This is a genomic window from Betaproteobacteria bacterium (genome assembly GCA_016720855.1).
Lineage (GTDB): Bacteria > Pseudomonadota > Gammaproteobacteria > Burkholderiales > Usitatibacteraceae > FEB-7.
The window spans coordinates 594,872-613,648 of record JADKJU010000003.1; the positions used below are offsets into that span (position 1 = coordinate 594,872).

Below are 18,777 nucleotides of genomic sequence, written 5' to 3' on the forward strand. Positions count from 1 at the left end.
TTCCCCCATCCCCCTCCGATCCCGGCGCGTCCCTGTACGACACGCTTCTCCAGGCCGCCACGCAGCACCAGGCGGGCCGCCTCGTGCAAGCCGATGCCCTGTACCGGGCGGTGCTGCGCGCCCATCCCGACAACCGCGACGCGCACCACAACCTGGGCGTGCTCGCCATGCAACGCGGACTCGGCGTGGGCCAGGCGCTGCCGCATTTCAGGACCGCCTGGGAAGTCGATCCCTCGCACGCGCAGCACGGCCTGAGTTACCTGCGTGCGCTCGTGCTGGCAGGCGACATCGTGGAGGCGTGCCGAGTGCATGCGGACGGGTTGCGGCGAGGCTTCGCGTGGCCCTCGATAGAGAGGCGCTACAGGCCGGCCCTTCGGCAGGTGCGGGCGGCGCAAAGCCGCAGGCCCGGGAAGATGGCGGCCCCGGGCGAGACGATGAGGTTGCCCTCGCCCAGGCGTACGCGCAGCGGGATTTTTTCCGCTTCGAGGCGCTCGCACGGACGATCGCGGAGCGATTCCCGGAACACGGGCTGGGCTGGAAGGCGCTGGGAGTTGCTGCCCTGCACCTGGGGCGACGGGAGGAAGCGATCGCGCCGCTGCGCAACGCGGCCCGACTGCTCCCGGGCGACGCCGAAACGCAGGGCAACCTGGGAAACGTCCTCCTCGAAGTGGGCCTTCTGGGCGAGGCGGAAGCAACCCTGCGACGCGCGGTGGTCCTGCAGCCGCGCGATGCGCAGGCGCATGTGCGACTGGGCCGCGCGCTGTGTGCCCTGCATCGATATCCGGAAGCAGAGGCCGAGTTCAGTGACGCGGTGGCCCTTCGCCCGGATTCCGCGGACGCCCGATGCGGACTCGGGCAGGTGATGTTCTCCCGGGGCCGCCTCGCGCAAGCCGAGGCCGCGTACCGGCAGGCCCTGTCCCTGAAGCCCGATCACCGCGAGGCGTACGCCGGCATCGGCGCACTCCTGGTCGGGGGGCAGCGATTGGCGGAGGCAGAGGCACATTGCCGCGCCGCGTTGACTCGCGATCCCGCTCGCGTGGACGCGCATGACGACCTGGGCACGATTCTCCTCAAACAGGGGCGCCTCGCGGAAGCGGAGGCGAGTTACCGCAGGGCGCTTGCCGTGCAGCCCGATCACCTCGAATCGAGAAGCTGCCTGCTCTTCCTCCTGCACTATGCCGCCACGCTGCCGCCGGAAGTCCTGCTCGAGGAGTCCCGGGCCTTCGGGGCGCTGGCCAGCGGCCGCGCCAGCCGTCCTTTCACGGCGTGGACGTGCGATCCGGGGGCCGACCGCTTGCGGGTAGGCCTGGTCTCCGGCGACCTGCGGCAACACCCGGTCGGGTATTTCCTCGAGTCTGTGCTCGCCCATTCGGATCCCCGCCGCATCGAGTGGGTGGCCTACCCGACGTACGCTGACACCGATGAAGTCTCGGGCCGGTTGCGCAAGCACCTTTCCGGTTGGCACTCGCTGGCGGGCCTCTCCGACGAAGGCGCGGCGCGGCGAATCCACGAGGACGGCATCCACGTCCTGATCGACCTGTCCGGCCATACGGTGCACAACCGCCTGCCCGTCTTTGCCTGGCGGCCGGCCCCTGTCCAGGTGACCTGGCTCGGCTATTTCGCCACGACCGGACTGGCGGAAATGGACTATCTCCTGGCCGACAAGGTCACCCTGCCCCCCGGGCTGCAGTCCCGGTTCACCGAGACGATCCGGTACCTGCCGGACACGCGCCTGTGCTTCACGCCTCCCGATACGGCTGAAGAGCCGGCGCCCGCGCCGGCGCTCGCCAACGATTTCGCCACGTTCGGCTGCTTCCAGGCGCTGCCGAAAATCACGGACGACGTCCTGCATGCGTGGGGACGGATCCTGGCGTCATGCCCGCGGTCGCGCCTGAGGCTGCAGAACGAATCGCTGTCCGATGCGGGCGTGGTCGCATCCCTGAAGGTCCGTCTCGCGGCGCAGGGAATCGACTCCGGGCGAGTGGATATGCACGGCTTCGCGCCGCGCTCGCAATACCTCGCCGCTCACGCGCAGGTCGATTTCCTGCTGGACACGTTCCCCTACCCGGGAGGAACCACCACTTGCGAGGCGTTGTGGATGGGCGTGCCCACGCTCACCCTCGCGGGCGAATCGATGATCGCCCGGCAGGGCGCCAGCCTGTTGACCGCGGCCGGTCTCGCCGACTGGGTGGCCACTTCCCGCGACGACTATGTTTCCCGGGCCATCGCGCTTTCCGGCAACCTGCCGCATCTGGCGGCCCTGCGGCAGGGATTGCGCGACCAGGTCCGCGGCTCAGCGCTCTTCGATGCCCCTCGATTTGCGCGAAACCTCGAGGACGCCCTTCAGGCCCTGTGGGCCGCGCGGGCACGCCGCTGAACCAGCAGCCCTGCGGCGATCGCCGCGAGGATCGCCAGCACCGCCAGGTTTCCCCACCGCACGTAGGGAGTGGCGCCGGAGCGCGGCACCGGGCTCGCGAGCAGTTGTCCGCCGGTGAATTGCGGCAACCTCGTCACCACCCGGCCCTTCTCGTCGATGGCGGCCGTGACGCCAGTGTTGGTCGCGCGAACCATCCACCGGCCCGTCTCGAGAGCGCGCATCTGCGAGAGCTGCAGGTGCTGGTCCGCGGCGAGCGACTCCCCGAACCACGCGTCGTTGCTCACGTTGAGCAGCACGCCCGCCTGCGGCAGCGCGTCGATGACCTCCTCGCCGAAGATGTCCTCGTAGCAGATGGCCACCGCCCAGCCGGTGCCGCCTGCCACCAGCAGCGCCTGCCCCGCATCGCCGCGCGCGAAATCGGTGAGCGGGATCTTCAGCACGGCGAGGACCCAGCCGAACCCCGGCGGGATGAATTCCCCGAACGGGACGAGGTGGCGCTTGCGGTATGACTGCGGCTCGCCGGCGCCGATGCGCACGACGCTGTTCCAGTAGTGGAAGCGTTCGCCGGCAAAGCCTCGCTCGACCGTTCCGATGAGGATGTCCTTGCCTCGCGACCGCGCGTGCTCGCGGAGCGACTCGAGGTAGCCCGGCGGCAACTGGTCGATGAAAGCCGGAAGCGCCGTCTCGGGCAGGATGACGACGCGCGCCGGGCTTTGCACGGCCTGCTCATGGTAGTCGCGCAGCGTCCGGCTCCGGACATCGTCGCGCCACTTCAGGTGTTGCGGGACGTTGCCCTGCAGGAGCGCCACGGTGACCGGCTCACCCGACGGCGCGGTCCACGACACGAGACGCAGCGTGCCGCCCGCCGCCAGGAGCGCGATGAAGGCCCCGGCGAGCACCGCGCGCCGCCGCGACCACGCGACGCTCGCCGCGAACGCCGCCAGGAGCGCCGCGGCCAGCGCGGTCGCGAGGCAAACGCCATAGACGCCGAGCACCGGCGCATAGCCCGCCAGGGGGCTCGCAGGTACCTGTGAGTACCCGGTCGCGAGCCACGGGAACCCGGTGAAAAGCCAGCCGCGCACCCATTCGAGGAGGACGAACGCGGCGGGCATCGCCGCCAGCGTGCGCACAAGCCCGGCCACCGAGACCCGGTGCGCCAGCCAGCCAGCGGCCGCCGGAAACACGGCCAGGTAGGCGCAGAAGAGGAAGGTGGCCACGGCCGCGAGGGCGGCCGGCATGTGGCCGAACTCGTGCAGGCTCACGAAAACCCACGACACGCCCGCGAGGAAGTATCCGAGGCCGAACGCGTAGCCCGAGATCGCGGCCTGCAGCGCCGAGCGGCTTCGCGACCACGCGAGGAAGAGAACCGCCAGGGTGGCGATGGGCACGGGCCACGCATAAAACGGCGCGAACCCGAAGACCGTGGCGGCGCCGGCGACCACCGGCAGCGCGATACTCCAGGCCAGTGCGGCGGACGCGGGGGGCGCGCCCGCTGATTTCACCCGCCGTCCCCCGTCGCGCCAGGAGCCGGACGCCGTTCGACCAGGAGCGAGTGGAGCTTGCGGCTGTCGGCGCGCAGCACCTGGAAGGAGATGCCGTCGATCGTCACCGTCTCGCCGCGCTTCGGCAGCCGTCCGAACTGCGACAGGACGAGCCCGCCCACGGTGTCCTGGTCCTCGTCGCTGAACGCGGTGCCGAAGTGCGCGTTGAAGTCGGCGATCTCGGTGACCGCCTTCACGCGGAAGCGGTCGCCCTTCTCGGCGAGGATGTTGTCCTCGGTCTCGTCGAAGTCGTACTCGTCCTCGATGTCGCCCACGATCTGCTCGATCACGTCCTCGATGGTGACGAGCCCCGCGACGCCGCCGTACTCGTCCACCACGATCGCGATGTGGTTGCGGTTGGCGCGGAACTCCTTGAGCAGCACGTTCAGCCGCTTCGACTCGGGCACGAACACCGCCGGCCGGAGCATCTCGCGAACATTGAATTCCGACTCCGCGTAGAAGCGCAGCAGGTCCTTCGCGAGCAGGATGCCGATCACGTTGTCGCGGTTCTCCTCGAACACGGGAAAGCGCGAATGCGTCGTCTCGATCACGAAGGGGATGAACTTCTCCGGGCTTTCCTCGACGTCGATCATGTCCATCTGCGAGCGCGGGAGCATCACGTCCCGGACCTGGGTCTCGGAGACCTGCAGCACCCCCTCGATCATGGAAAGCGCGTCGGCGTCGAGGAGCTTCCTTTCGAAGGCCGAGTGCATGAGGGCCACCAGCTGCTCGCGGTCCTCGGGCTCGCGCAGCAAAAGCGAGGACAGGCGCTCGAGGAGGCTCGGCTTGGGGGAATCGTCCATTCTGGGTCTTGCGGGAGAAAGGGTGAGGAATACTCTATCAGACCCGCGAGAGGCCATCGGAGGGCGCCCGCGCGGCCGGCAGGTGCGCCCGCGCTAGATCGTGTAGGGGTCGCCGAAGCCCAGACGGCGAAGCACCGCTCGCTCGCGCTGCTCCATGCGCGCGGCATCCTCGTCGCTCTCGTGGTCGAACCCCTGCAGGTGCAGCAGCCCGTGCACGAGCAGGTGCGCGTGATGGGCCGCGACGGCCTTCTTCTGCTCCCTGGCCTCGCGCGCGACGACCGGCGAGCAGATGACGATGTCACCCTCGAGAATCCCCGCGGGCGAGTCGTCGAAGATGAACGTGAGAACGTTGGTGGCGTAGTCCTTGCCGCGGAATTCGCGGTTGAGCCGGCGGCCCTCCGCCTGCGCCACGTAGCGAAGGGTCACGCAGGCGCGGCGCGCGATCGCGGCTCGAGCCCAGGTGCGCAGGCGCGCATCCGCGGGGATGTGCGCGGCGCGGGAGGCGCGCTGCACCGAGAGCTCGAGGCGGGGCGCCTTCACTTCTTCTTGGCCGAGCGCTGCTCGTAGGCGTCCACGATCACCTGCACGAGCGGATGGCGCACGACATCCTCGGACTGGAACACGGTGAAGGCGATCCCGCGCAGGTCGGCGAGGACGTTGCGCGCGTCCACGAGGCCCGAGGCCTGCCCGCGCGCCAGGTCGATCTGGGTCACGTCGCCGGTCACCACCGCCTTGGAGCCGAAACCGATGCGCGTGAGGAACATCTTCATCTGCTCCGGCGTCGTGTTCTGCGCTTCGTCCAGAATGATGAAGGAGTGGTTGAGCGTGCGCCCGCGCATGAAAGCGAGCGGGGCCACCTCGATCGCGCCGCGCTCGAAGAGGCGGCCCACCTTGTCGTAGCCCATCAGGTCGTAGAGCGCGTCGTAGAGGGGCCGCAGGTACGGGTCCACCTTCTGCGCCAGGTCCCCGGGGAGGAAGCCCAGCTTCTCGCCCGCCTCGACGGCCGGCCGCGTGAGCATGATGCGCTTCACGGCATCGCGCTCGAAGGCGTCGACGGCGGCCGCGACGGCCAGGTACGTCTTGCCGGTGCCGGCAGGGCCCACGCCGAACGTGATGTCGTGGGTCTGCATCTGCTTCAGGTACTGGGCCTGGCGCGGCGTGCGCGCGTTGAGCTCGCTCCTGCGCGGCAGACGAAGTGCGAGCGCGCCGGCCTCGGCGCCGACCGGCGTGCGCGTGATCTCGACGAGTCCCAGCTGGATGTCCTCGAGCGAGAGTTCGCCCGCCGCCAGCTCATAGAACTTGCGCAGGGCCCGCGCGGCGAGCGCCACCTTGTCCGGCACCCCGGCGACGCTGAAGCGCTCCGACCGGCGCGAGATCGTCACGTCGAGCGCCGTCTCGATCTGGCGCAGGTTGCCGTCGAACGCGCCGCACAGGATCGCGAGCCGCGCGTTGTCGACCGGCGTGAACGCCACTTCCTGGGTCTGGGTCTTCAAGGGTTCCCGAAATGAAAAGGCCTGCCGGAACGACCGGCAGGCCTATTGTAGCGGGGCAGGAACCGCGGACGGACGCTAGACGCCCGCGCGCTGGAGCGGCGCCTTCAGCGCTTCCTCCAGGGTGTTGAGGCTCTCCGCGTAGTGCGCGCGGGTTTCCTTGGACAAACCCGCCTTTGCCTGTGCCGCACGCAACTCCGTCGCCAGGCCGCGAGCGTTCTCGCGAAGGAGGCTGCGCGCATCCGCCGGCAGCGTGGCCGAAGGCTTGAGGAGCGAGCCGGCCATGCGCTTGAGGTGCTCGCGCTGCAGGTTGCGGCGCATCATCGTCGTTTCCTGGCCGTTGCGAGCCTCGCTCCAGATTGCTGCCTGAAGGGTGTCGTAGAGCTCGGAAAGACGGAAGGCCTTGGCGCGGTCGGCGGACTTGTCCGGCGCCTCCACGAGCCGCGCGGCAACGGGGTCCGAGAGCAGCCGGTCCAGGATCGCCTTCTGCAGGTTGAGGACGGTGTTTGCGGGCGAGATGTCAGGATTCGAGGGCCGCTCGAACTGGTCGATGGCCAGCCGCCCGACGAAATCGGGCCGGAAGCGAAAGCTCTGCTCGCGGAAGAAGTCGTTGGCGATGAGGGTGAGCGCCTCGCGCTGGCGCGCAGCCGGGATGGGCTCGAAGAGCGCGCGCCCCGTTCCGGCGCGGTCCCGGCGCGTGGCCACGCCGCCGACGTACTTCGCGGCAAGAGGCGCCGCCCGGCCCAGGTTGCGGAAACCGCTGGCGAAGCTGCGCGTTAGTCGCTCGTAGCTCTCGCCCGGGGCCAGCTTGAGGTCCTGCACGCGATCCCAGAGTTCGCGGGTGACCTTCATCTGCCGCTTGTAGAACTCGACCGGGTCGGAGCCGAGATCGAACTGGTTCACGTCCGGGTCGATGCCGATGTAGCGCATTCCGTAGCCGACGTCCTCGTCGGTCGCGAAGACGAACTGGGGCTCGTCGGAACGCGAGGCGATCCTGGCGAGTTCCTCCTTCTCCTTCGCCGGATCGACCTGCCGGTAGCCGTACTCGATGGCCCAGTAGTCGTAGGGGCCGAGCGTGCTCATCACGTACTCGCCCTGCTTTTCTCCCTTGGGCGAGATGTTGAACGGGTTGTAGTCCATGACCGAGGTCGTGAGGCCGTTGGCTGTCGTGAAGGCGGAGTCCTGGAGCTGCTTGAGGCTGTAAACGGTCGAGGCGCGGAAGTTGTGGCGCAGCCCGAGCGTATGCCCCACCTCGTGCATGATCACGTCCTTCACATAGGCCTGCGCCAGGGCATCGGCCTCGGGGCCTTCCATGTCGAGCCCGCGGGCCTCGAGGAGATCCATGGCGAAATTCAGCTCGTGGACCGCCTCCCGGCCGTAATTGCACGAGGGGGGCCCCTTGTGGGCGTGCAGCGGATCGGCGATGTACGCCTCGTTGGGGTCGAACGACACGGGCCGGCCGAGGTCCTCCACCACCACGCGGCGGGCGCCCCGCGCGAACACGTCGGACATCCCGATGTCGGCGTCCAGGATCTCGCCGGAGCGTGGATCGACCTGCGAGGGCCCGATGGCAAAGCCGACGTCGGCGCCGGTGAACCAGCGGATCGAGGCATGGCGGGCATCCATCGTGTCGAAGGAGTCGACTTCGCCTTGCTGCTTCACCACGACGGCATTGCGGAAGCCCGCCTTCTCGAAGGCCTTGTTCCACTCGAGGATGCCGTCGGCCACCGCCTTGCGGTACTTCTCGGGGATGTTCTTGTCCAGCCAGTAGGTGATGGGTTCCTTCGGCTCGGAAACCGCGGCGGACGGATCCTTCTTCTCCAGGCGCCACCGGTTCGCGATGTTGATGCGCGGCTTGACCTGGGTGTCGTCGTTGTAGTCCACGCGCGAGGTGGCGAAGTAGCCGATGCGTTCGTCGGCGAGGCGCGCCTGCATCGGCTCTTCGGGCAGGCGGGCGAAGCTGTAGTAGAACCCGACGAAGAGGCTGCGCGGGTCGGGCGTGAATTTCGGCGGCGGGGGCGTGGGCACCGGCGGCGGCGTGAGAGGCGGGGCGGCGAGCTTGGGCACCGAGTAATGCGCGCTCACCTGGATGCCGGTGATGGATTCGGCGTTGTTGACGCTGGCGATGCTCGTGTTCTTCGCGTCGAGCGCGAACGGCAGGCGGAACGCCGTCTCGAGCCGCGTGAGGTAGCCCGGGATATCGGCGAAGAGGAGCGCATTGGCCTCGATGACCACGGCCTTCGTTTCCGGCTCCGGCAGCGACGCTACGGCGGCGCTCGCGATGAGGCTGTCGGAGAAGGACTCGGCGACGAACCGGGCCTGCGGCGTTCCTTCCCTCGCGAAGAACTCCGTGTTGCGCGCGATCAGCTGGACCTGGTTGCCGATCTTGTGGAAGACCGCCATGTCCGAGCCGCCCATCTGGCTGCCATACAGGCCGCGCTCGCCGATCGACCGGGGAATGTTGTAGGAAAAGAAGAACGGCTTGTCGAACTGGTCGGCGCGGATCTCGATCCAGACCTTGTCGTCCTTCCGGTGCAGCTTGAAGTACCCCGGGAGTGCCTTGGCATCCTTCAGGACATCCTTGTACGGGCGCGGCTGGCCGGGCGGCGTGGCGGGTGCGGCCGCGGCGACTGGAGCACCGTTGGGAGCGGGGGTTGAGGATGGAGGCGGCGGGGTCGGGCCCTGGGCGAGTGCGACGCTGGCAAGCGTTGCGGCGAGCGTGATGGTCAGGGGACGAATCGCTTGAATCATGGATGCTCCTCTCGTTGCCGGACAGGCGCCGCGCGACACGCGGGCACCGTCCGGGCAGGTATTGTCACCGAAAGCCGCGTGCGCCATCAGGCCGCACGCCAATTCAGGATCTCGCCGCGCAGGCTGTGCGGCAGGGCCGATGTGATGGTCACGTCCACGAACTGCCCCGCAAGGCGCGCGTTGCCCGGGAAATTCACCACCCGGTTGTTGTCCGTGCGCGCCGCCAGTTCATTCCCGTTCTTCCTCGAGGGCCCCTCCACGAGCACGCGCTGGCGAGTGCCGACCATGGCGCGCGAGTACTCCCCGGAGAATTCCTGCAGGCGCTTCTGGAGCCGCTGCAGGCGTTCGAGCTTGAGGGCGTGCGGTGTCTCGTCCGCGAGGTTGGCCGCGGGCGTGCCGGGACGCGGGCTGTAGATGAAGCTGAACGCGCCGTCGAAGCGCACGTCCTCGACCAGCTTCATCGTCTGCTCGAAGTCCGCCTCGGTCTCGCCCGGAAAACCCACGATGAAGTCGGTGGAGAGGGAAATGTCCGGGCGCACCGTGCGCAGCCGCCGGATGATCGACTTGTATTCCATCGCCGTGTAGTTGCGCTTCATGGCGGCCAGCACGCGGTCGGAGCCGGACTGCACAGGCAGGTGCACCTGCGAGACGAGCGTCGGGATCCTCCCGTAGGCGTCGATGAGGCGCTGCGAGAATTCCAGTGGATGCGAGGTCGTGTAGCGAAGGCGCTCGATGCCCCCGACCCGCGCCACGTGCGCCAGGAGGAGCGCGAAGTCCGCCGCCTCCCCGTCCGCCATCACGCCCACGTAGGCGTTCACGTTCTGCCCGAGGAGAGTCACTTCCTTCACGCCCCTGGAGGCGAGCTCGCGCACTTCCGCCAGCACATCGTCGAAGGGACGCGAGAACTCCTCGCCGCGCGTGTAGGGAACGACGCAGAAGCTGCAGTACTTGCTGCACCCCTCCATGATCGAGACGAAGGCGCTCGCCCCCTCCACCCGCGCCGGCGGCATGTGGTCGAACTTCTCGATCTCGGGGAAGGAGATATCGACCTGCGCGCGTCCCGTCGCGCGCCGGTTGGCGAGCAGTTCCGGCAGGCGATGCAGGGTCTGCGGGCCGAAGACCACATCGACGAACGGCGCGCGGCGCACGATCTCCTCGCCCTCCTGGCTCGCAACGCAGCCGCCGACGCCGATCATGAGACCGGGCTTCGCGCGCTTCAGGGGCGCCAGCCTGCCCAGGTCGGAAAACACCTTCTCCTGCGCCTTCTCGCGCACGGAGCAGGTGTTGAAGAGGATGAGGTCGGCGTCCTCGACGCTGTCGGTCTTCTCGTAACCCTCGGCCGCGGCAAGCACGTCGGCCATCTTGTCCGAGTCGTACTCGTTCATCTGGCAACCGAAGGTGCGGATGAAAACTTTCCTGGCGGGTTCGGTCATGGCGTCGGCCTGGGCCGCGGAGGTTGATTCCGGGCAGGCGCAAATCGGGTCGGGAGCGGGATTTTACCGGATCGGGGGCCACCCTTGCGCGGCTGCCTCGCTATAATCGCCGGCTTCCGGCTGACGGGCGCGCCCGGGTAGCCGCACTCACTTGGAGGGTTTCCAGCATGCTGAAGCGTTTCCTGTTCGTCCTGCTCGCGTTCGTCCTTGCCACTTCCGCCGTCGCGCAGGGCAAGAAGCGCGCGGACAAGGCGGCCGACCTGCCGCGCTTCTCGTACAAGGTCGAGGGCAGCCTCGAGGCCCTCGTGCGCAGCGAGGAGTCTTTCCGCAAGTTCGCGGCCCAGGTGCAGCGCGATAACGAGTCCGTGCTGGCCGGCTACGACATCGCCGACAAGGCGGCGCAGCGGGGAATCCTGGCCGTGCTCGCGCAGATCGATTTCCTGGAAAAGCGCTACGAAAGCGCCGCCAGGCGCGCTGCCGAGATCCGCGCGCTCGAGGAAAAGCCCGCGGACAAGCTGATCTCCGGGATGGCCCTGCGCTCGATGGTGGCCGCGCAGGCGAAAGCGGGGAACACGACGTCGGACGCCTATCGCGAGGAAGTCGGACGCCTCATCACCGCCGAGCTCGCCCGGTACCCCTATGCGGTGATCGAGAACGACATCAAGAGCGCGAAGTCCTCGTCCGAGATCATCGGCGAGTCGCTCGTGCTGGGCAACGTGCGCGACCGCCTGCAGCCCGTCGTCGACAAGGCCGGCGGCGTGCTGAGCTCCGAATTCGCGCCGGGGATCGTGGGCGCGCGCTATGCGCTCATCGCGCGCCTGCCGCTCAAGCAGACGCTGATGAAGACCTACTCGACCTACCTCGCGGCCAACAAGGTCGAGAAGGCCGACATCTGGGCCGCCCGCGACGTCGCGCTTCCCAAGGGCAGGAACTACGCGCCCGTGAAGATCGCCATCTGGGACAGCGGCGTCGATGTGTCGCTCTTCCGCGACCGCCTGGTGCTTGACGGCGCAGGCAAGCCCGCCTTCATCGCCTTCGACGTCCACGAGAACCCGTCGCAGAGCGAGCTCATGCCCATCCCGGCGGAGCTGCGCAGCAAGCTGCCCGCCATGAAATCGCGCATGAAGGGGCTTTCCGACCTGCAATCCAACGTCGACAGCCCGGAGGCGACCGAGGTGAAGCAACTGCTGTCGCAGCTCAAGCGCGAGGATTTCAAGGGCGTGATCGAGGAGCTGAGCCTCGCGGGCAACTACAGCCACGGCACCCACGTGGCCGGCATCGCGATGGTGGGCAACCCTTATGCGCGCGTGACCAACGCCCGCATCGAGTTCGGCTACAAGCTGCTGCCCGACCCCTGCCCGACCCGCGAGCTGGTGGAGAAGAATGCCCGCAACGCGCAGGCCTCCGTCGACTTCATCAGGAAGAACGGCGTGCGCGTGGTGAACATGAGCTGGGGCGGGACGGTGAAGGACGCCGAACACGAACTCGAGCTGTGCAACATCGGCAAGACGCCGGAGGACCGCAAGGCGATCGCGCGCGAGTACTTCGACCTGCAGAAGAAGGCGCTCACCGCAGCCTACGCGAGCGCGCCCGAGGTTCTCTTCGTCGCCGCCGCGGGCAACTCCAACGCAAGCGCCGCCTTCGAGGAAGCCATCCCCGCCGACATCGTGCTGCCCAACCTGCTCACGGTGGGCGCGGTGGACAAGGCGGGCGACGAGGCGCCGTTTACCAGCTACGGCCCGACGGTCAAGGTGCACGCCAACGGCTACCAGGTCGAAAGCTACCTGCCCGGCGGCGATCGCGTGGCATTTTCCGGTACCTCGATGGCCTCGCCCCAGGTGACCGGGCTCGCGGCGAAGATGCTGGCTGTCAATCCGAAGCTCAAGCCGGCGCAGGTCATCGCGATCATCGAGAAGACGGCGGAGAAGACGGCCGACGGGCGCCGTATCCTCATCAACCCGGTCAAGGCCGTTGCCGCGGCGCAGGCAGCCGCGGGCTGACCGTACATGCTGCACAATGGCAATCGCCGGCCGGAAAACCGACCGGCGATTTGTTTATGAAGCCTGGTCCGGCAGTACGCGAGCGCAAGCGAAGTGTGGCCGAAGAAGGGGGAAGACCGATGCGATTGAAAAAGATGCTGTGCGACGCGTGCCTGGCCGCAGCCATTGGCGCGATCGCGGCTCTCCTCGTGCCCGGCTGCACAGCTACCGCCCCGCGCATGGACTGGCGCGAGGCCGTGAAGGCCGGCGACTACAAATATGCGTTCGGCGACCTTTACGAAACCTGGCACTCGGGCTCGGTCGACGTGAAGGCGGAAACGCTCAGGAATGCCTGGCGCAACCCCGGAATCGTCGAGGCCGCCAGGCAGGATGCGGTCGACAACATCCGGTTGATCGCGAGCAGCCACACGGGAGACCTGGCGTCCCTCGATCGAGCGGTCAAGAAGGGACCGCTCGAGGACAGGATCGAGTTTTCGAAGGTGGTCAACCGCACGCTGGACCTGGACCGGGAAATCCTCGCCGCATACCAGAAGCGGGGGCAGGCCAAATCGACCCGGCCGGCGGAACCGGCTCAGCCCGCCGCGACGATTCCGCCCGTGGCGAAACTCCAGCCCGCAGAGAAGGTTCAACCCGCACAGAGCCCTCAACCTGCGGCAAGGGTCGAGCCCACTGCTGCGGCTCCACGCGCGGAGCCGATTCAACCGGCGGCCAGGGTCGAGCCCACCACGGTGACCCCACGCGCCGAGCCGATCCAACCTGCGCAGAAACCCAGACCCCCGGAGACCGTTCAGCCCGTACAGGGATCCCAACCCGCGGCGAAGGTTGAGCCGGCCACCGCGAATGCGCTCGCGCAGAAGGGTCAGCCTGCCGCGAAGATCCAGCTTTCGGAGAAGATCGAGCCTGCTGCGAAAGCGGAAAAGAGTGCCGTGGAGAACGCGCCTCTCGCCGGCCTGCTGGCGCAGGCAGCCGAAGCGAAGCGACATGCCATCTGGCGCTGCAAGGGCGCGTCCGCGTGCGACAAGGCCATGGAATCGGCGCAGGACTTTGTTGTCCTGAATTCGAACATGAGAATCCAGGTCGCGACGAATGCGCGCATCGAGACCTACAGGCCCATCGAGATAGGGCAACTCGGCATGACCGTGATGAAGTCCCCCCGGAACGGTGACGAGGCGGAACTTCAGTTGACCGTGAACTGCCGGGTGGGCGCCTTGCGCAAGTTGTGCCCGGCCAGCGAGGCGCGTGTCTACGCGGCGTTTCCGGTTTTCATGCAGTCGGCGGTTCGGTAGCGGAAGACCACGCGGGCCAGCCGCAGTCCCTCAGTCATCTGCCTTCTCCCCGCCTCGAGCCGCAGCCAGTACAGCAGCCCCGCCGCGTCCGGGCAGTTGGCGAACACCTCCCCGGCTGACCCGAATACCTCCAGCGCCTCCCGACAGAAGTTCCCTATAGCCCCCTTCCCGGCGGCGGGGTTGCGTTTGGGCCATGATTGAGAACTTCCATGACTCTTGGCGCCGTCATTGGACGCCGGGACAATTCAGTCCCGCAGAAATCGAACGGAGCCATCCGGGTTCAACCTGGTGTCCGGAAACGTGGAGGAATACCGATGAACAGTACCGTTTTCTTCAGCCCGCGCCCCTTCGTCCTTGCCGCATGGTGCGCCTTGCTGACGGCACCGGGCTGGGCCGCCGACCGCTGTGCACAGTTCACCCTGACCCTGCCACCGGACTTGGGTGGCGCGCCCACCAATACGGTCGAAGGCGGCGTGATGAAGAATGGCAAGCCGCTGCTATCGACGAGTCTTACCTGCGAATTCACCACGAGCAAAGGACGCGTCCTGCTGCACATGCAAAACAACGCAAAGGCGGACACGGTGGCAGCGACTGGACGAACCATGTCGATGAGCAACAATGGCAAACCACCACACAAGCTGGAGGGAGTGGGGGATGAAGCCCTTTACTCTCGCAGCGACAGCGTCATGCGCCATGGGACGATGCTGTACCGCGCAGGCTGGAAGTGGGCGGATCGACGAAGCAATGTCGATCTGACTGAAGCGCAAATCAAAGCCATGCTGACCGCCGTGCTGGCCGCAACACCACCGGGTGGCCCCCGGTTCTAGTGCTGCAGGAGGGGCCCGGCACGCAGGGTATTCACCCAAGTCAGCTCGCGTGAATGGACTTCGATCGCTATCAAATGCCGCCATGCGGAAGGCCCATACCGTGGAATGCGGCGTCTCAGCATACAAGAACCTCTTGCCCACCAAGGGCAAAGGATCATGTCTCCTGAGACGGCCGCACTCCGATGAAGGCGTGCAATAAAAAATGGGGACGTGTTCGCGAACACGTCCCCATTTCAATGTTGGTGGCGAGTCAGGGATTTGAACCCCGGACCAACGGATTATGATTCCGCTGCTCTAACCACTGAGCTAACTCGCCGGAAAGCCGTGCATTTTCCGGGATATGCGCTTCCCGGTCAATCAATACAGGCAAATGGGGTCAGGTTACTCCATCAACGGCGACAAGCGTTGTCGATGCGCACGTAACCTGACCCCATTTGCCTTCGGTCAGACGTTGAACCGGAAGTGCATCACGTCCCCATCCTTCACGACGTACTCCTTCCCCTCCAACCGCATCTTCCCGGCTTCCTTGGCACCCTGCTCGCCCTTGCAAGCGAGGTAGTCGTCGTAGGCGATGACTTCGGCGCGGATGAAGCCCTTCTCGAAATCCGTGTGGATGACGCCGGCCGACTGCGGGGCGGTGTACCCCTTGTGGATCGTCCACGCGCGAACTTCCTTCTCCCCGGCCGTGAAGTAGGTCTGCAGGCCCAGAAGAGTGAAGGTGGCGCGGATGAGCCGGTCGAGTCCCGGCTCGTGCATGCCCATGTCGGCCAGGAACAGCTCCTTGTCCTCCCCCGAGAGGTCGGCGATCTCGCTCTCCACCTTGGCGCAGATGGCCACCACCGGGGCGCCCTCCTTCGCCGCGTAGGCCTTCACCTTCTCGAGCAGCGGATTGTCCTTGAAGCCGTGTTCCTCGACGTTCGCGATGTAAAGCGCGGGCTTGGCGGTGAGGAGGAATAGCGGCTTCAGCAGCTCCCTTTCCTCCGGCGAGAGGTCGAGGGCGCGCACCGGGTGAAACCCGTCCAGCGCCTTCTGCACCTTCTCCAGCACGGCAACCAACTTCGCCGCTTCCTTGTCGCCGGAGCGCGATTTCTGGATGTGGCGTTCGCGAGCCTTGTCGACGGTCGCCATGTCGGCGAGCGCAAGTTCCGTGTGGATCACCTCGATGTCGGAGATGGGGTCCACCTTCCCCGCCACATGCACCACGTTGTCGTCCTCGAAGCAGCGCACCACGTTGGCGATAGCTTCCGTCTCGCGGATGTTGGCCAGGAACTGGTTGCCGAGCCCCTCGCCCTTGGAGGCGCCCGCCACGAGCCCCGCGATGTCCACGAACTCGACCACCGCCGGGATCACCTTCAGCGGCTTGGCGATTGCAGCGATGGCGTGCAGCCTCGGGTCCGGCACCTCGACCACGCCCACGTTGGGCTCGATGGTGCAGAAGGGATAGTTCTCGGCCGCGATGCCGGCCTTGGTGAGCGCGTTGAAGAGGGTGGACTTGCCGACGTTGGGCAGGCCGACGATGCCGCATTGCAGTGTCATTGCTCGTCTTTCGGGTTCTGCGCTCGCGCTTTCGCGGGAACGGCTGGTTCAGACTTCGCGGGCCCGGCGGTTGCCGGCTTCGCGGAAGGGTCGGGCTCGGGTTTGGGCAGCGTATGCAGCCACGTGGTCGCGTCGTTCATGCGGCCGGTGGCGATTCGGGAAAGCAGGCCCAGGCTGCGGTCGAACGCGGGCTCGATCGCCTCGCGCTCCTCGCGCCGGGCTTCGTGCAGGACATAGTCGGCCACGATGTCCTTGTTGCCGGGGTGCCCGATGCCGATGCGAAGGCGCCAGAAGTCGCGCGTGCTTAGCACCTCGTCGATGTCACGCAGACCGTTGTGCCCGCCGGTGCCGCCGCCGAACTTGAGCTTGACGGTGCCGGGCGCCAGGTCCAGTTCGTCATGCACGACCAGCATCCCGGGCGCCTCGATACGGTGGAAGCGCAGGAACGCGCCCACGCTTCGCCCGCTCTCATTCATGTAGGTGGCGGGCTTGAGGAGCCAGAAATCCTTCCCCCCTTCGGTCACCCTCGCGACCCAGCCGGAGAACTTCGTCTCCTTGGCCCAGCGCGCGCCGCGTTCGTGGGCGATCGCATCCACCCACCAGTAGCCGGCGTTGTGGCGCGTGCGCTCGTACTCGCGCCCGGGATTGCCGAGGCCGACGATGAGGCGGATGGTTTCCATGAGGGATGCCGGGAAGATGGTGGTGCGCCTCGAATCCCTGAAACGAACGCGCCCGCCGGGAAAGGCGGGCGCATTCGCGAGGCTCGCTCGAAGCGCCCCGGACGCTTGTTATTTCTTCTTCTCGTCCTTGCCGCCGGCCTTTCCGGCATCCTTGCCGCCGGCTTTCCCCGCATCCTTCGCGGGCTCGTCCTCCTTCACCTTCTGCGCGCTGGTCGGGATGTCCGCCGCCGAAACCGCGGAAGCCGCCGCAGCCGTCACCGCTTCCTCGTCCGCCGTCGCCACGCGCGGGATGAGGATGGTCGCGATCGTCATGTCGTCGCCCTTCGCGAGCGCCACCGATTCCACGCCGGCCGGAAGCTTGATCCCGGAGATGTGCAGCGAGTGTCCCGCCTGGAGATCCATGAGGTCCACCTCGATGAACATCGGCAGGTCCTTCGGCAGGCAGGCGATGTCGATGTCGTTGCGCACGTGCTGGACGCTGCCACCGGCCAGCTTCACGCCGGGCGAGACGTCCGCGTTCACGAAGTGCAGCGGGACCTTCATGTGGATCTTGCGATCGGCGGCGACGCGCTGGAAATCCGCGTGCAGGATCATCTGCTTGAAGGGGTGCATCTGGTAGTCACGCAGCAGCACCTGGGATTTCTCGGAGCCGATCTGCATGTCGAGGATGGAGGCGTGGAACGCCTCCAGCTTCAGCTTGAAGAAGAGTTCCTTGTGGTCGAGCTGGATGGGCTGCGCGTCCTTGCCGGCGCCGTACAGGATGCCGGGCACCTTGGACTCGCGACGCAGACGGCGGCTCGCACCCGTTCCCTGCAGGCTTCGCGGTTCGGCTTTGATTTCGATGTTCATGTTCACTCCAGTGTTCGGCGGGGCCCCGCGACCAGGCGCCCCGCTGTTGAAGGGGGAAAAGGCCCCCTCGGCCTGTCGCCCGCAACCGTTGCCGGCTGCGGACGGGTATTCGTCAGTCCACGAAGAGCGAGCTGACCGAGCTCTCCTCGCAGATCCTGCGCATCGTTTCGGCAAGCAGCTCCGAGACGCTGATCTGGCGGATCTTCTTGCAGGCCTCCGCCTCGGGCCTGAGCGGGATGGTGTCCGTCACCACCAGCTCGTCGATCACCGAGGCCTCGATCCGGCTGATCGCCGGCCCGGAAAGCACCGGATGCGTGCAATACGCGATCACCCGTTCGGCTCCCTCGGCCTTCAGGGCCCGCGCGGCCTCGCACAGCGTGTTGGCCGTATCGACCATGTCGTCCATGATCACGCACGTCCGGCCGCTCACGTCGCCGATGATGTTCATCACCGTGGCCACGTTCGGCCGCGGACGCCGCTTGTCGATGATGGCGAGGTCGCTTTCCAGCCGCTTCGCGATCGCCCTGGCGCGCACCACGCCCCCCACGTCGGGGGAAACCACCACCAGGTTCTTGTACTCGTGCTTCCAAAGGTCGCCCAGCAGGATCGGCGTCGCATAGACGTTGTCCACCGGGATGTCGAAGAAGCCCTGGATCTGGTCCGCGTGCAGGTCCATCGTGAGCACGCGGTTCACCCCCACCGAGGTGAGCATGTTCGCCACCACCTTCGCCGAGATCGCCACCCGGGCGCTCCTGGGCCGCCTGTCCTGGCGCGCATAGCCGAAATAGGGCATCGCCGCCGTGATCCGCGCAACGCTCGACCGGCGCAGCGCGTCCACCATGATCATGAGTTCCATCAGCGTGTCGTTCGTCGGCGCGCAGGTGGACTGGAGCACGAAGACGTCCTTGCCGCGGACGTTCTCCAGCAGCTCGACCATGATCTCGCCGTCGCTGAAAGTGGAGACGCTCGCCTTGCCGAGCTGCACGTTCAGGTGGCGGGCCACCTTCTGCGCAAGCTTCGGGTTGGCGTTGCCCGTGAACACCATCAGGTTGTCGAAAGGCATCACCGTCTCTCTACGCTGCGGTCATCGCCGAAAAAGGTGGCAGGGGAGGAAGGACTCGAACCTTCGAATGCTGGAATCAAAATCCAGTGCCTTAACCAACTTGGCGACTCCCCTCGCGCCCGCGCCCGGCAACTGCCGGCC

The 18,777-nt window shown here is 67.1% G+C and carries 14 protein-coding genes and 2 tRNA genes; 4 read left to right on the forward strand and 12 right to left on the reverse strand.

Features of this window, described 5'->3' with window-relative positions; genetic code table 11:
• Positions 1-337: 337 nt before the first annotated feature.
• A complete protein-coding gene (locus tag IPP91_16450) occupies positions 338-2,377 on the forward strand; it encodes a tetratricopeptide repeat protein (GenBank protein ID MBL0143647.1) in 2,040 nt (679 codons plus the stop codon).
• On the opposite strand, the gene lnt is transcribed toward IPP91_16450, so the two are convergent.
• The 6 genes from lnt to miaB all read right to left on the reverse strand — a co-directional run bounded on the left by lnt (position 2,344) and on the right by miaB (position 10,395).
• Positions 2,344-3,843: an apolipoprotein N-acyltransferase gene (gene lnt / locus IPP91_16455; GenBank protein MBL0143648.1), complete on the reverse strand. Its 1,500-nt coding sequence runs from the start codon at positions 3,841-3,843 to the stop codon at positions 2,344-2,346. The genes IPP91_16450 and lnt overlap by 34 nt on opposite strands.
• A gap of 32 nt (positions 3,844-3,875) precedes the next feature.
• Entirely contained in the window at positions 3,876-4,721 is an 846-nt protein-coding gene (locus IPP91_16460; protein ID MBL0143649.1) for a CBS domain-containing protein, read from the reverse strand.
• 93 nt (positions 4,722-4,814) lie between these two features.
• Positions 4,815-5,261, reverse strand: a complete 447-nt coding sequence (gene ybeY, locus IPP91_16465) for an rRNA maturation RNase YbeY (GenBank protein MBL0143650.1) — start codon at positions 5,259-5,261, stop codon at positions 4,815-4,817.
• A complete protein-coding gene (locus IPP91_16470; GenBank protein ID MBL0143651.1) occupies positions 5,258-6,214 on the reverse strand; it encodes a PhoH family protein in 957 nt (318 codons plus the stop codon). Before IPP91_16470 ends, ybeY begins: the two co-directional genes overlap by 4 nt.
• Before the next feature lie 75 nt (positions 6,215-6,289).
• On the reverse strand, positions 6,290-8,962 hold the full coding sequence (locus IPP91_16475; protein ID MBL0143652.1) for a zinc-dependent metalloprotease: 2,673 nt from the start codon (positions 8,960-8,962) through the stop codon (positions 6,290-6,292).
• Between the two features lie 86 nt (positions 8,963-9,048).
• Positions 9,049-10,395 carry a tRNA (N6-isopentenyl adenosine(37)-C2)-methylthiotransferase MiaB gene (gene miaB / locus IPP91_16480; protein ID MBL0143653.1) on the reverse strand — a complete coding sequence of 449 codons (1,347 nt, stop codon included), beginning with the start codon at positions 10,393-10,395 and terminating at the stop codon, positions 9,049-9,051.
• A gap of 167 nt (positions 10,396-10,562) precedes the next feature.
• On the opposite strand from miaB, the gene IPP91_16485 reads away from it, so the two are divergent.
• The 3 genes from IPP91_16485 (at position 10,563) to IPP91_16495 (ending at position 14,508) form a co-directional block, all read left to right on the forward strand.
• Positions 10,563-12,395 carry a S8 family serine peptidase gene (locus tag IPP91_16485; GenBank protein MBL0143654.1) on the forward strand — a complete coding sequence of 611 codons (1,833 nt, stop codon included), beginning with the start codon at positions 10,563-10,565 and terminating at the stop codon, positions 12,393-12,395.
• Positions 12,396-12,514: 119 nt separating this feature from the next.
• Positions 12,515-13,681: a hypothetical protein gene (locus IPP91_16490; protein ID MBL0143655.1), complete on the forward strand. Its 1,167-nt coding sequence runs from the start codon at positions 12,515-12,517 to the stop codon at positions 13,679-13,681.
• Positions 13,682-13,995: 314 nt separating this feature from the next.
• The gene (locus IPP91_16495; protein ID MBL0143656.1) at positions 13,996-14,508 is read left to right on the forward strand and encodes a hypothetical protein; all 513 of its coding nucleotides are present in this window, start codon (positions 13,996-13,998) and stop codon (positions 14,506-14,508) included.
• Positions 14,509-14,748: 240 nt separating this feature from the next.
• On the opposite strand, the gene IPP91_16500 is transcribed toward IPP91_16495, so the two are convergent.
• The 6 genes from IPP91_16500 to IPP91_16525 all read right to left on the reverse strand — a co-directional run bounded on the left by IPP91_16500 (position 14,749) and on the right by IPP91_16525 (position 18,750).
• Positions 14,749-14,824: transfer RNA gene (locus tag IPP91_16500), tRNA-Met, on the reverse strand.
• A 128-nt stretch (positions 14,825-14,952) separates the two neighbouring features.
• Positions 14,953-16,044: a redox-regulated ATPase YchF gene (gene ychF / locus IPP91_16505; GenBank protein ID MBL0143657.1), complete on the reverse strand. Its 1,092-nt coding sequence runs from the start codon at positions 16,042-16,044 to the stop codon at positions 14,953-14,955.
• Positions 16,041-16,724, reverse strand: a complete 684-nt coding sequence (gene pth, locus IPP91_16510) for an aminoacyl-tRNA hydrolase (protein MBL0143658.1) — start codon at positions 16,722-16,724, stop codon at positions 16,041-16,043. The genes ychF and pth overlap by 4 nt, the downstream gene beginning before the upstream one ends.
• A gap of 108 nt (positions 16,725-16,832) precedes the next feature.
• Positions 16,833-17,573: a 50S ribosomal protein L25/general stress protein Ctc gene (locus IPP91_16515; GenBank protein ID MBL0143659.1), complete on the reverse strand. Its 741-nt coding sequence runs from the start codon at positions 17,571-17,573 to the stop codon at positions 16,833-16,835.
• Positions 17,574-17,685: 112 nt separating this feature from the next.
• Positions 17,686-18,636: a ribose-phosphate pyrophosphokinase gene (locus IPP91_16520; protein MBL0143660.1), complete on the reverse strand. Its 951-nt coding sequence runs from the start codon at positions 18,634-18,636 to the stop codon at positions 17,686-17,688.
• A 37-nt stretch (positions 18,637-18,673) separates the two neighbouring features.
• Positions 18,674-18,750: transfer RNA gene (locus tag IPP91_16525), tRNA-Gln, on the reverse strand.
• Positions 18,751-18,777: the final 27 nt, after the last annotated feature.